This is a genomic window from Paraburkholderia sp. GAS334 (assembly GCF_050436625.1).
Classification (GTDB): domain Bacteria; phylum Pseudomonadota; class Gammaproteobacteria; order Burkholderiales; family Burkholderiaceae; genus Paraburkholderia.
The window spans coordinates 15,210-29,207 of record NZ_JBNDMO010000035.1; the positions used below are offsets into that span (position 1 = coordinate 15,210).

The window sequence follows — 13,998 nt, forward strand, 5'->3', positions numbered from 1 at the left end:
GCTCGCGAGCCCGCTTAATGACCGCTTACGATTACTGGAGCATCACGCAAGGTGCGCTGGCGACCATTTCGCTGTCGCTCGTCAGCATCGTGCTCGGTGTTCCGCTCGGGCTCGCGCTGGCGCTGATTCGCTGGGCGAAAGTACCGGTGCTCAATCGCTTCGTGTACTCCTATGTCAGCGTCATCCGGTCGTGTCCGACCGTGACGTTGGCCTTGCTGGTGTTCTTCGCCTTGCCCCAACTCGGACTGTCGCTCGATCCGCTGCCCGCCGCGATTGTCGCGTTGACTATCAGCACGTCGGCCTTCAACTGCGAGATATGGCGCAGCGCACTCGTCGAATTTCCACGAGATCAATACGATGCAGCGCTGTCGTTCGCGATGCCGCGTTTCACCCGCATACGGCGCATCGTGATGCCGCAGGTTTGCCGCGCGAGTCTGCCCGGTCTCGTCAACGAAATGACGCTGCAGATCAAGTCGACGCCGGCAGTGGCAGTGATCGGCATTGTCGAGATTACGCGTGCTGCGTTGCGTGTCGGCTCGAACACGTATGAGCCGCTGCCTCCGTTCATCTTCGCGCTCGCGCTCTACGGCCTGATCGTGTTCGCGCTCATCAGGCTGCAACGCGTGGTCGAGAAACGTCTTCGCTCCGGAGGCATGATTTGATCAACAACTTCCTGATCATCTGGCAGCAGCGCGACATCGTGCTGGCTGGCCTGCTCAACACGGTGATCCTTCTGGTCATATCCGGCGTGGCGTCGCTCGTGCTGGGCGCGCTACTCACGCCATTGCTCATGTCGGAGAACAAGGCGGTCAGCCGCGCGGCCGCCGCCTACGTCGATGCCATGCGTTGCGCGCCGTTTCTGCTGTTCGTCTACCTGATCTACTTCGGCTTGCCGACACTCGGCATCAACATGTCGAACTGGTCGGCCGGCGCAGTCGCGCTGATTCTCTACAACACGGCTTACATGGGAGAGTTGCTGCGCGGCGCGTGGCTCGAACTTCCGGCATCGTTGATCGAGTCGGGCAAGGCGTTCGGATTTCGCGGCCTCACCCTGTTACGACGAATCATCCTGCCGCCGGTCATGCTGCGCGCGATGCCCCTGGTCGGCAATCAGTTAATCCAGATCGTCAAGGACAGTGCGTTTCTGACCGTCATCGCCGTCGGCGAACTGACCCATGAAATGACGGGCATTCAGGCCACCTACTTCATTCCGTTCGCTGCGTTCGTCGCGGCGGTCCTCCTTTACTGGTGTCTCTGCCTTGCAATCGAAGCCGGCACCGGGATGCTGAACAAATTCGCCGAGGAGCGTCGAGCGTGACCCCGACCTTGCCTTTGACAATGCCTGACACCGAAACGGAAAATCTGCCCCCCGTCGATACGTCGCCGAAAGTCCTTAGGCTCGTCGGCATCTCCAAGTCGTTTGGCGAAAACCACGTTCTGCGAGACGTGTCATTGCAGGTTGCGCAGGGCGAGACCGTTTGCCTGTTAGGACCGTCTGGATGCGGCAAGTCGACGTTGCTGCGCTGTATCAACTGGCTCGAAGTGCCCGACGCAGGCAGCGTGCATGTATCCGGGCAACGGATGGGCGTGCGCGACAACACCCGTATCAGGATGAGCGATGCCGATCTGGCGAAAATGCGCGCCAGAATCGGCATGGTCTTCCAGCATTTTGCTTTGTGGCCGCACCTGAGCGTCATCGAAAACGTGATGGAGGCACCGCTGCACGTGCTCAAACGCGACCGCGCGACCGTGCGCGAGGAAGCGATCGAACTGCTTACCCGCGTCGGCCTTGCGGACAAGCACGACCAGTTTCCCTCACGCCTTTCTGGGGGTCAGAAGCAACGGGTCGGCATTGCCCGCGCTCTTGCGATGAAACCGGATGTGCTGCTGTTCGACGAACCGACCAGCGCGCTCGATCCGATGCTGGTTGGCGAAGTGCTGAGCGTGATGAGGTCGCTTGCCAATGACGGTGCGACGATGGTGATCGTCACGCACGAAATGGAGTTCGCGCGGCAGGTAGCGGATCGCATCGTGTTCATGGATGGCGGCCAGGTTGTCGAAACGGCGACGCCAGCCAAATTTTTCGGCTCGCCGGACTCGCTGCGTGCAAGGCAGTTTCTCGCCCGATTTCATGGACATGGCGGCAACGCTTCGGTTTGAAGTCGAGATGGGCGTTTGATCCCGTGCTTGCGCGCGATTGGGAACGATCGTCCGATTGCCTAAGGGGCCGGACGGTGATACCCGGCGATTCGCGTGCCGCGTCGAAAGCTGCCGACGGTGCCGCCTTGGAATGATCTTGAAGATTGATCGCAATGGGCTCGCACGTTCGGTTCTCTTCTGTCGCCACGGGGAAATCCGCGATCACAGCTTTGAGTCGCCGCTCTATCGCGTAAGTGGACCGCATCCGGCCACCGCCGCCATCCTGCTGTGGAACACCGTCGAGATCGAGCGAGCCGTCCAGGCAAGGCAGGCCCGAGGCACGCGACACGACTCGGAGCTCCTGCCGTAACTTTCGCCTCGTGGTTGGGCACACATAAACCTCGCCGGCGATTGCGTCTGGCGCCAGAAGCCGGAAACATCAGGCAGACAAATTCAGACCGCTGCGCCCAATTCCGGACTCTTAACGCGCCTTATTTCCGCTTCCTCAAGTGCCTCGACAGAGACAAAGACCTACAAAGCCGCCCGATGCGTCAGTCGATCATTTCGGTGTTTGCAGCGCCCGGCGCTACCATCGGAAGTATCATTTCCGCCACCGCCACCGGCGCTCGGATCAAGGCTGGGCCGTTGCGTGTGAAGGCTTCGCGGAGCATCGCGTTGGCATCTCTCGCGTCAGCCAGGTCATAGGCCGGTATGCCGAAAGCTCGTGCGACCACGCAGAGCGAGGGTGCCCGCTCATACAACGAAGCGAAATGGCGCTTCTGGTAGAACAATTCCTGCTGCTGTCGCACCAGTCCAAGCGCAGAATTGTCCATTACCACGATCTTCACGTTCAGGCCCAGTTCGGCCAGAGTAGCTAGCTCCTGCACGTTCATCATCAGGCTGCCATCGCCACTGAAACACACCGCGCCGGCTTGTGGCAGCGCCAGCGCTGCACCGATAGCTGCCGGAAGCCCGAAACCCATTGTTCCGAGACCGCCGGAGGTGAGCCACCGATCCGAGCGTATGAATGGATAGCTCTGTGCGACCCACATCTGGTGTTTTCCCACGTCGGTGGTGATGGCAGTGTCCGGCTGCGCCAGCTGTGACACGGCGCGAATCAGACCATAGGGTCGTCGCACGTCGTCAATTCCGGGCAGGCGCAGCGGCGCTTCGCGGCGCAGATTGTTCACACGCGACAGCCAGTCGGTGCGCATCTTCGGCGTTATAGCCTCATTCAAGGCGCGCAGCGCAGCGCCAGCGTCGGCGTGAATCGCAAGTTGTGGCTTGCGCAGTTTCCCCAATTCGCGTGGATCCGCGTCGATGTGGATGACCCGTGCCCCCGGGCAAAACAGATCCGCGCGGCCGGTGGCGCGATCGTCGAAGCGTGCGCCAATGCAGATTAGCAGATCGCACTCGTCCAGGATGCGGTTGGTGTAGACCGCGCCGTGCATGCCGAGCATACCAAGCGCTAGCGGGTGATTCGGCGGCAGCGTTCCCAGCGCCATTAGCGTCGTGGTGACTGGCAGGGAAGCACGTTCCGCGAGGGCCTGCGCGGTATCTCGGGCACGCGCTTGCGTCACGCCACCGCCGAGGTATAGTACCGGCCGAGCCGCGGCGTCGATCAACCGCGCCGCTTCGATAATCTGCGCCGCGTCCGGTTCGAGAGGGGCGTCTCGTTGCGCCGGATCGGGCAGACGTGACAGATGCAAGCTTTCACTTTGCACGTCCTTGGGAATATCCAGCAGTACCGGGCCCGGTCTCCCGCTCTCCGCTGTACGAAATGCCTCAGGCAACAGCTCCACCAGATCGATTGCAGAGCGAACCTCGAAACGGGCTTTCGTGATGGATTCCACGATGCGTGCACTGCGCACCTCCTGGAATGCATCTGTTCCGATCAGGGCGCGCGGCACTTGGCCAGCTAAACACACCAACGGCACTGAGTCTGCGTTCGCGTCGGCGAGGGCGGTCACCATATTCGTGAGGCCGGGTCCGGACGTGACTACGCACACACCCGCCTTTCCTGTGACGCGCGCCAAACCATGCGCGATAAAACCTGCCCCCTGTTCATGGCGCGCCAGAATGTGATTCAGGCTGGAGTCCGCCAAAGCGCGGTAGATCGGTAATACGGTGCCACCAGGAATGCCAGCGAGCGACTTCACGCCTTGCTGCTCAAGAAATCGGGTGATCAGTTCTGCGCCGTTGAGTTGCATGTTGAGGTCCTTGTGTTGACAGACCCGCTAGCGCAATACCGGCATAGAAAACAAAAAACCCCTGCCGGTTTTGCACCGGCAGGGGTTTTAGTGAATGCAGCGTCCCCTACGGCGCGTCGCTAACGACGGAACGTACTACTACGAGGACGAACTGCTTGAACAGGGCCATGGGAAAAACAACCAATAAAATAAGTGGATTGAGTGTAATATCTGTTGGCGACATACGCAAGGCTCTAGCAGGGCGCCAACTGCAACGCCCTCCTTGACTTGCACGCGCTCGAAGTCGGGTAGCTTCGAAGCGGACTCTGAACCCAGATCGAATTTGCATGGCTTATCGAACAGCATGAGCTCTACGTCTCACCAGCGTACCATTCATCTGAATACGATTAGGTATGCTTGTGTTTTTTATCGAACAGGCGTGTGCAGTCGATCTCTTCTGCGTGTTGGCGAAAACGTGGCGGCCGTTGGCGGTCAGGGGCGCCCTCTGGTCCGACTTACCGTTGTTGAATTTGACGACGTGTTGTCCCCTCTGCACATGGGGCGCCGTAACACGTTGACCGGATCCAATCGCGGAAAACCGGTCCAAGCGTCGTGCGCAGAACAAGAATTTCATGCAACCTCCTTGGATGGTTGGGGCCATTGGGCGGCGCGCAACTGCTTCTCCAGCTCGTCCCAGCGGGCGGACGCGGCGTCCATCGCCTGCAGCTTCACGTGGCCGAAGCCGCGGACATCGGCCGGCAACCCGGCAATCGCCGCAACAGTCGCCTGATCGAGTCCGGACGGCATGGAACCGAGTAACTCGACGAATGTGATGTATCGATCACGCCATGCACGTTCGCGCTGACGCTCCGCGCTTCGGCCCAAGAGATCCAACGGGGTTTCCCGCAGCCACCGCAGGCGCGCCAGAACGCCCATGGGCCAACGAATCCATGAACCAAACTTGCGTTTGCGCGCGTCGGTGCCAGCGCCGAGCGCAGGCGGCGCGAGGTGATAGCTAACACGGACACCTTTGCCGAATTCGTGCTCAATGGCCCGGCCGAAGTCCTGTGATACCAGCAATCGAGCGACCTCGTACTCGTCCTTGTAGGCCATCACCCGATACAGCTGCATGGCGACTGTCATTGCTACCGGTGCAGGCACCGCGGCGTCGATGCGCTGCAGCAAGCGTTTGTAGTTGCTGGCATAGCCGACATTCCAATATCGCTCCAGACGCTGAGCGCGGTCTTCGACCAATTCGGCCAACGTCTGAAATGCGCGCGGCTTTTGCTGCGTCGCCAGCAGTCGGTCTGCCAATGAAGGGTTCGCCGCCAGGTGACAACCAAGTCGGAAGGCTTCGCGATTTTTTGCGACAGCCGTACCGTTAAGTTCGATGGCACGCTCAATGCTCGCCCGCGCCAACGGCATCCGGCCGCTTTGCCAGGCAACGCCTAGCAGGAGCAAGTTGGCGAAGATCGCGTCCCCGAGGACGCGCGTAGCCAGTTGCGCCGCCGGCATTGGCAAGACGCGCCCCTCGGTGACTTTCCCTCTCAAACGGGCGAGCAGGTCGTTCACAGGAGCGGACCAGTCTCGGGCGCGAATAAAGTCTGAGGTGGGTGATCCGTCTTTGTTGACGATGGCAAGGCCGTCTGGGCGCAAGCGCGAAACGGTCGCGCTATGCCCCGCAACGACGGCGTCTGCACCGATGAGCAGGTCGCATTGGCCGCTGGCCACCTTGGTCGCGGAGATATCGTCATCGCTCGCGGCCAACTGCACATATGAGTAGACGGTACCCCCTTTCTGCGCCATCCCGGCCATGTCCATCACACGTACAGCCTTACCCTCCAGATGGGCCGCCATACCAAGCAGCGCACCAATGGTCACTACCCCCGTGCCGCCCACGCCGCCCACCACGATGCGCAGCGGCGACGCCAACCCAGGGATGCTCGGTTCGACTGGCCACCCCTCTGGCAGCCCCTCTGATGCACCCGCGCGCTTGACATCCCGCACGTGCACGGTCACAAAGCTTGGACAAAAGCCCTCGACGCACGAAAAGTCCTTGTTGCAACTATCCTGATTAATGCGACGCTTCGTGCCAAGTTCAGTCTCGACCGGCTCAACCGATAAGCAGTTGGATTTCTTCGAGCAGTCGCCGCATCCCTCACAGATATCCGGATTGATGTAGGCGCGTTCGGCGGGGTCGGGATAGGCGTCGCGCTTACGACGGCGGCGCTTCTCGCTTGCACAGGTCTGGGCGTATACGAGTGCCGTCACGCCTGGCACCCTGCGCAGTTCCCGCTGCACCTTATCCAGCTCCGTCCGATGACGAACCGTCACGCCTGGCGCCAATCCCTCGGCCTCGCTCAGCAGTCCCGGCTCGTCGCTGACAATTACGATCTGCCCGACACCCTCGGCAGCCAGTTGCCGCGTGAGTTGGGGCACGCTTAACGTTCCGTCCACACTTTGCCCGCCGGTCATACCGACCGCATCGTTATAGAGGATCTTGTAGGTGAGATTCACCTTGGCGGCCACAGCTTGCCGGATGGCCATGAAGCCGGAGTGAAAGTACGTACCGTCCCCGAGGTTGGCGAAGACATGCGGCTCGTTGGTAAACGGGGAAGCACCGACCCAATTGGCGCCCTCACCTCCCATTTGGGTGAAGGTTTCGGTGCCGCGGTCCATCGTCAGCGTCAGAAAGTGGCAGCCGATGCCACCCATTGCGCGGCTTCCCTCCGGCAGGACCGTAGATGAGTTGTGTGGACAGCCGCTGCAGAAGTGGGCCTTGCGCTCGGCGATATCAATGACGCGCCGCGACTCGCGCTCGGCGTGCTCGAGGCTCTGCAGTCGCTGCTGGATCAACTGCCGGAGATCCTCGGGTAGCTCGAATCGCAGCAAGCGCGCCGCCAGCATCTTGGCGATGGGCTCGGGCTGAAGCTCGTAGTGGCTGATGAGTGGCGCTTCTGTCTGCGGAGTGCTCCACTCGCCCTTACCCTCTGACGCCTTACCGATCACACGTGGCCTCAAATGGTCGGGCAATGCGTAAAGTTCGTCCTTGATTTGCGATTCGAGGATGGGGCGTTTTTCTTCGACAACAATCAGCTCTTGCAGGCCAGCAGCGAACTCACGTACGCCATGAGGCTCCAACGGCCAGATTAACCCGACTTGATACAGCCGAAGACCGATCCGTCGAGCCGGCTCACCTTCAAGGCCCAGCAGTCGCAGCGCCTCCACGGTGTCCAGATAACCCTTACCGCTGGCAGCGATGCCGATGCGCGCTTGCGCGCAGTCCCAGGTTACACGGTTGAGGGCGTTCGCTCGCGCGTACGCCAACGCGGCAGGCAACTTGTGCTGGTACAGCCGCTCTTCTTGCGCAAGCGAGCGATCGGGCCAACGGATATTGAGCCCCCCGGGCGGCACGTACGAGTCCGAAAAGGCGGCTGGCTGCACACGGCGCAGCGTCACGTCAACTGACGCGGAGGTCTCGACGATCTCGCTCACAAGCTTCATCGAGGTCCATAACCCTGCGCTGCGCGACATGGCTACTGCGTGCACGCCGAAGTCGAGGATTTGCTGGACTGAGGTCGGATAGAAGATCGGGATCGCGCACCCCATCATCACGTGTTCCGATTGATGGGGGATGCTCGATGACTTGCAGGAATGGTCGTCACCATACATCGCCACGACGCCGCCGCACTCTGCCGTGCCAGCGAGATTCGCATGTCTCAGTACGTCGCCCGAGCGGTCAGCACCTGGACCCTTGCCATACCACCAGCCAACGACGCCGTCGAACTTGCCCTGTCCGGCCAGTTGGGCTTGCTGGCTTCCCCATACTGCGGTAGCAGCGAGGTCTTCGTTCACGCCAGGCTGAAACACGATGTTATGCGACTTGAGGTTCTTGCCAGCCTGCCAGAGCGAAGTGTCGAAACTCCCGAGCGGCGATCCGCGATACCCCGATACAAAGCCTGCGGTTCGGCGACCGTTCCGTTCGTCGCGGCGATGCTGTGCAAGCGTCAGACGCACCAGCGCCTGAACGCCGGTCATATAGGCCGTTCCTTCGTCGCACATGTATTTGTCGTCGAGTGACATCACCTTCGGTGTCATTGCTACAAGTGAGTTGTATGCGAGTTCCATCGCGAGTCTCCTTTGGTTACCGACAACTGTGTAACTTCCGCAAAGCCGGGCCCTGGCACCCTGAGGCGATCGCAAGCGACGATGCGCAACCTTATTCACCGGTGAGCCACAGTCCTCAGGAGAACGTCTGACGTGGGCTCGTCTTCTTCTATTGACCTGCAGTGGAGTTGGAGGGAAAGCCAGATCGTCGACAATCATTAGTGTTCGAAATCTGCCGACGCTGCGGCTCGTTTTTCATTTCCCCGTCCGCTAGTTTTTGTATTGTGGAATCCAGAACTCCCTGCAACAATAGACGTACATGGAAATCATATTTGCGTAATGCGTAAGAACTTGGAAAATGGTCTTCTGCACGCGATGCGAGCCTTTGTGCGGGTCATCGACGCAGGAGGGTTCACAGCCGCGGCTGAGCAGATGGAACTCACTACAGCGCAGGTATCCCGCCTGGTGACGGAGCTCGAAAAGCGACTGCAAACAAAACTGTTGCAACGCACGACTCGGCAGCGCGCATTGACTGACGCAGGTGTCGAATATATCCAACGCTGCCGCCAGATCCTGGCGCTTGTCGATGAAGCCGAAGCGAATGCGTTGGGTACTGCCACGATGCCACGTGGCAGACTACGCGTGCAATGCATGGCTAATTTCGGTCAGCACTACGTCGCCCCCTTTCTGGCCGATTTCTGCGCCAGCTATCCGCAGTTGACCCTTGAGTACAGCACTTCACAATACGTACCCAATCTGCTCGCTGACGGCGTAGACGTGAGCCTTTACCTGGCAGAAGCGTTGACAGACTCGGGTTTGATCGCGCGGCGACTCGGCACTACTTTCGCGGTCGTCTGCGCGTCGCCGGCCTATCTCGAGCAGCATGGCGAACCCAATTCTCCTTCGGACCTTCAAGATCACGCCTGCCTACGGCTGGTCAATCCATCCATCACCCCTGAATGGCGTCTGACCACGGGCAACGGAACCGTACAACAACTGCCCCTGCATGGCCGGCTGGTTGCGGATACGCCGGAACTTTTGCTCGATGTGACGCTCCGAGGCGCCGGCATCACCTTGCTGCCGCTGTTCTCCGTGATAGATGCGGTTCGTGCAGGCCGACTGCGAAGGGTCTTGCCGGCTTGGCGGTCGCCAGACATCGGTGCCTATGCTCTATTGCCATCGCGTCAATTCATGGGCGCAAAGACTTCCGCGTGGCTGGAGTGGGTTGAAAGTCGAATATCGCCCCAGCTTGAGAAAGATGCTGCGTTTTTCTCCTAGCGAAAAGGCCGTGGCTAACCAACCCGATAGCGTCGTCGCATGCGTGATCTGGTGCGTGACACACAAGTCACGCACTCAATGAATAACGTGCACAATTCGCCCTATGCACCTCGCGCCATTCCGGGTCGATAGAACAGCATCAGGACAAACGCCAGGGCGGGAGGCGCAGCCATCATGAGGGAAGCTGCGCTCGACCAGCCGAGTGCCTCAGTCAGGCGACCGAATGCATAACCGGAAAGCAACCCGGAAACATAGAAGAAAGTCATACCGATCGATACCGCGTAGATGACTTTCTCGGACGGCACGTTACGCTGTATAACGGAAACAAATCGCGGATACAGATAACCTGATGCGAGCAGTCCGAATCCTAGCGACAGAATACCTTGCTCATAGTGGGAAGCTGCGCCGTGAAACATCAGATAGCTCACGATTGCCAAAGCCGCCAGTGCTCCAAGCATCCCCCGAGTGCGGAACTTCTCACCCAGCCAGCCTCCTACAAAGCCGCCAAGTGCACCAATCCCATACAACCCGAATGTCATGCCAGCTTCTCCCACTGAGTAACCGAGATGCACGCGGAGATAGGCTGCATACAGCGCAGTAAAGGAGAAGAACGCGACCCCGAAAAGATAAAAACAGGTGACGAGGATGATGAGATTCCGGTTGAGAATGCGTGTCGGACCCACGATGGCAGCCACACCACTGGTCGCACGCTCCGTGTCCGCTGCCTCACTGAACTGCTTCGGTACGATAATTTGCACGAGGATCGCTGCTACGATGCCTGCAACGCCGAAAACATAGAACGGCATCTGCCAGGACCCGGTTCGGGAGAAGATCAGGGTTCCGAGGACAGGCCCGAGGAAGGCTCCCAAGCCGAAGGAAGCATTGATGACACCCATCGCCGCGCCGCGTCGATCTCCGAAGTAAGCACCGACGCAAGAAAAAATCGCGCATATTTGAAGCGCCTCGCCCGCGCCAGTTAGTGCCCGATAGACTGCCAGACCGTAGAAACTGGTCGCCATCGGGGTGATGAATGTAAAGAGCGAATAGCTGAGCAGTCCTCCGACTAACGTCGCACGCCGACCAAACCGCTTCATGAACCAACTGCTGAACGCGCTGAAGAGTGCAACGTTTCCCACAAATATGGTCGTGAGGAAGCTACCTTCAGACAGCGCAAGGTGGTACTCGCGATTGATCGGTCCAAGCAACGCAGGAAACATCTGCCGGTCCATCCCGTTAAACACGTAGGATGCACCAAGGATACCGAGAATGAGGGCCAATGCCGGCCCACTCAAGGCTTTAGCGCGACTTGCGCCCGGCGCTACAACGGTTTGTGTGACAGTGTCTAACATGTTTCGTCTCCGATTTTTTATTGGCCATTCGAGATGGCGATCTAGTTTCGTGCCAATTTGCGCCGATTCTCGGATCGGTTTTTATGTAGTTATCCTATTTATATTTCAGTTATTTAAGACAATCTTGATGGTGCCATGGAACCTAGCTGCGGCGCAAAGACTATCGGGCAGCGAGGAACCGATTGAAGCTATGCCTGGCCACTGATGTCAGCAGAAAAACTCCACCGAATAACACTGCTGACGGCCAAATTGCGGATAAAGGAGTCGCCGCTATTGTTGTGGGACCACGAATTTCTAACGCGCCAACGTCCACTGACCCGCCGGCGCGACAACCTCGTCCTGAAGTCCCCATGAGTCGAAGATGCGCCGAACGGTACCGTCTGATTTTGCGTTCTCAAGAAAGTAATTCACAAATTCCAGCGCGGCAGGGCGGGCGGGTGGAACGGCGATCGATACAGCCGTTTGCTGGAATCCCCCTGCGACGATGCACGAGCCAGGCATCGCAGTGAGGAGAGGTGCGAGCGAGTCGCGTGATAGCGCGACCGCGTCGGCCTGCCCCTTGAGCATTGCCTGAAATGCGGCCTCGACATTGGGAATCGGCGTCGGAATTGTGTGTGTGAGCGTTCGCGTCGCTGCTCGGATGGTCGTGGTGTTGACGATGCCGACTACCCGGACACCGGGACGGTCGACTTCCGCCAGATGCCTAATTCCGGACGGTCCCGAAACGAGGTATGTGCTTTCCAGAAGAAAATAGGTTGGCCCGAAAGCGACTTGGCTGGCGCGTAACGAATCGACGGGCATAAACGCGACGTCGATATCGCCCTGGTGCAAGGCCTCAGTGCAGGCGCCTGAATTCGGAAATACGTTGTAGCAAACCGGGATGCCAAGCTGATCAGCCAGCTTCGCGCCAAGATCAACGGTTACTCCGCGCACCGGCTCATCCGGTCGATCTCTTGCTACAAAAAACACGCCTCTACTCGGCGCTTCCACCACGCCGACACGCAGGGTGCCGGTCGGGGCGATCTCACGCGCCTTTCCCGTCGGCTCAGCGGCAGCGCCGTGGCTCTCGCCAGACAACAGTGACGCACTCGAAATCAGATTTTTCATCACAACTCCTTTCACTGTGCATGCTGGCGTGTCAGAGCTTCAGTTTTCAATGCACAAAAAATGCCGTTGCGATTTTGGGAGATCCGAAAATTGGTATTCACTGACCCTAGCCCTTGTCCGCCACTACTTCAGCCGTCGGATTTTGAGCGACCAATATCCCCCTCGGCTTGTTCATTTGAAATGAATAGCCCTTGTAAAATTGCGAGATTCGGTCCAAGGCGAAAGACGAGACTTTGACGCCCTTCATCGTGACCTCGGACACACCTGGCACCTCGAGCAGCCTCTGTCGCACACCCACGGCAAATGTCACCGATTGAAGCGCGCACCCGCGGCATGCCCCCTCGAACTCCAATTGAACACAGCCATCTTCGGTGACCTGGACAACTTCAACGTCCCCACCGTGAATCTTGAGATTGGGACGCACATCACTATCCAAAGCCTCTCGCACCTGGAGATAAGTAGTGGGGCCTTTCATGACGATGCCCTCCGTGCGCGGGCTTGCTGTTTCGCGAGATTCACATCGACGCCAAAGAGTCGAGCCTGATTTTCACCGAGGATATTGCGCTTGTCCTCCTCTGTGATCTGCGGGTACCCGTAACGCGCTTGCAGCTCCGGGTCTATCTGCATATTCCAGAACCACTCAATCATTGGCTGCGGATTCCCCAGAAGCGGCGCTTCCGAACCCCAAATGAGCCTGCTTGAGCCGACATCCCTCAGCAGCCGCCCCATGTATTCCATGAATTGCCACGGAGCGACCAAGGGAAGGTGCATGGTGCCCGACAGCACGAGAACAACGTTTGGAAAACGGGCCGCGATATAGACCACCTCCTCAAAGTACGGGAGAGCAAGGTGATGGATTGCAAATGTAAGATCCGGAAAATCAAGCGCGGCCTGCTGAATATCCAGCGGCGAGAGATCCTCGAGGCGCGCGCGAGTTATCGGGAATCCTTTGTGGAATTGAAGCACCTTGATGCCGAGCTCGCGAGCCTTCTCGTATAAGGGGTACGCCAACTTCGGATCATCACATCCCCATGATTTTCCAAGGTGGGCGTTATAAAATTTGAATGACCGGGCGCCAAGCTCCCGGACCTGACGTTCCATTTCTCGAAGCGCTCCATCGACGCTGGGATAAAGCGGGTCAACTCCCCCGCAAAAAAGTACCCTATCTGGATGAGCACGAGCGAACTCGTACTGCGCTTCAACCGGCGCAAATCCCTTTTTGTATACGTCGTAGAGAACCACAGCCTGAGCCATAGCCATGTCCGTGCACGAATCCTCGAACAGTAGCCGCCCGAGATCCTCAACACCCCACTGCCGGGCGAAGCCAGCAATGGGATCCCCATTGCCATATAGCTTCTCCTGGCCTTTCGGACGACGAAGTTGCGCAATCTTCAGATGGACGCCACGATCCAGAATCCCATCTGACCGTGATACGTTTTCGTCCGACAAATCGTACATGTGCACTGCGTTGTCGAAAATGAAGATATCGTCATGAAGCATTAAACTTCTCCCCGTTGGATAGCAAATCGCTTCACAGCCGTGGGAAACGCAGGCGAGAAGCGGGTCTATAGAAATATTCTAGGCATGGGGTTTTCGAACCGCTTTCGAGAATCGGGACAACATTGCACAATCTTGGACTGTTGCTGCATTAAAAAGCCACGTGCTGCAGTGCAACCAATTCTCTGTCGATCATTCGTACGATTTGCTTAGCTGGGGTCCTCGACAATTTCGTCTGCATACGCGTAGAATCGAATGATCTTCTGTGGCGCGATCGAAGGCTTCCAGGACCTCTGTTGAAGAGGTTGTGAAGTATCGATTCAGGTGGGTAG

Annotated in this window: 11 protein-coding genes; 5 read left to right on the top strand and 6 right to left on the bottom strand. The window is 58.6% G+C overall.

All coding sequences use genetic code 11. From position 1 onward, the window contains the following. Positions 1–17: 17 nt before the first annotated feature. From P3T21_RS33480 to P3T21_RS33495, 4 genes are all read left to right on the top strand, one after another. Positions 18–662 (top strand): amino acid ABC transporter permease, encoded by a 645-nt coding sequence (locus P3T21_RS33480; RefSeq protein ID WP_429260217.1) that lies wholly within the window; start codon positions 18–20, stop codon positions 660–662. Beyond that, on the top strand, positions 659–1,318 hold the full coding sequence (locus P3T21_RS33485) for an amino acid ABC transporter permease (RefSeq protein ID WP_429260218.1): 660 nt from the start codon (positions 659–661) through the stop codon (positions 1,316–1,318). The genes P3T21_RS33480 and P3T21_RS33485 overlap by 4 nt, the downstream gene beginning before the upstream one ends. Positions 1,319–1,338: 20 nt before the next feature. Then, positions 1,339–2,160, top strand: a complete 822-nt coding sequence (locus P3T21_RS33490; RefSeq protein ID WP_429260240.1) for an amino acid ABC transporter ATP-binding protein — start codon at positions 1,339–1,341, stop codon at positions 2,158–2,160. A gap of 136 nt (positions 2,161–2,296) precedes the next feature. After that, positions 2,297–2,509: a Tn3 family transposase gene (locus P3T21_RS33495; protein ID WP_429260219.1), complete on the top strand. Its 213-nt coding sequence runs from the start codon at positions 2,297–2,299 to the stop codon at positions 2,507–2,509. Positions 2,510–2,690: 181 nt separating this feature from the next. Here the strand turns inward: P3T21_RS33495 and ilvB are convergent, their stop codons facing one another. Both ilvB and P3T21_RS33505 read right to left on the bottom strand, forming a co-directional pair. Continuing rightward, the gene (gene ilvB, locus P3T21_RS33500; protein ID WP_429260220.1) at positions 2,691–4,349 is read right to left on the bottom strand and encodes a biosynthetic-type acetolactate synthase large subunit; all 1,659 of its coding nucleotides are present in this window, start codon (positions 4,347–4,349) and stop codon (positions 2,691–2,693) included. A gap of 609 nt (positions 4,350–4,958) precedes the next feature. Then, complete coding sequence (locus tag P3T21_RS33505) at positions 4,959–8,456, bottom strand: indolepyruvate ferredoxin oxidoreductase family protein (RefSeq protein ID WP_429260221.1); 3,498 nt, start codon at positions 8,454–8,456, stop codon at positions 4,959–4,961. Positions 8,457–8,774: 318 nt separating this feature from the next. Here P3T21_RS33505 and P3T21_RS33510 point away from each other — a divergent pair, with 318 nt between their 5' ends. Further along, positions 8,775–9,713 carry a LysR family transcriptional regulator gene (locus P3T21_RS33510; RefSeq protein WP_429260222.1) on the top strand — a complete coding sequence of 313 codons (939 nt, stop codon included), beginning with the start codon at positions 8,775–8,777 and terminating at the stop codon, positions 9,711–9,713. Positions 9,714–9,814: 101 nt separating this feature from the next. On the opposite strand, the gene P3T21_RS33515 is transcribed toward P3T21_RS33510, so the two are convergent. From P3T21_RS33515 to P3T21_RS33530, 4 genes are all read right to left on the bottom strand, one after another. After that, positions 9,815–11,062, bottom strand: a complete 1,248-nt coding sequence (locus P3T21_RS33515) for an MFS transporter (protein ID WP_429260223.1) — start codon at positions 11,060–11,062, stop codon at positions 9,815–9,817. A gap of 294 nt (positions 11,063–11,356) precedes the next feature. Then, positions 11,357–12,169, bottom strand: a complete 813-nt coding sequence (locus P3T21_RS33520; protein WP_429260224.1) for a transporter substrate-binding domain-containing protein — start codon at positions 12,167–12,169, stop codon at positions 11,357–11,359. A 106-nt stretch (positions 12,170–12,275) separates the two neighbouring features. After that, complete coding sequence (locus P3T21_RS33525) at positions 12,276–12,644, bottom strand: NifU family protein (protein WP_429260225.1); 369 nt, start codon at positions 12,642–12,644, stop codon at positions 12,276–12,278. Further along, the gene (locus tag P3T21_RS33530; protein WP_429260226.1) at positions 12,641–13,669 is read right to left on the bottom strand and encodes an amidohydrolase family protein; all 1,029 of its coding nucleotides are present in this window, start codon (positions 13,667–13,669) and stop codon (positions 12,641–12,643) included. The genes P3T21_RS33525 and P3T21_RS33530 overlap by 4 nt, the downstream gene beginning before the upstream one ends. Between the last annotated feature and the right edge of the window lie 329 nt (positions 13,670–13,998).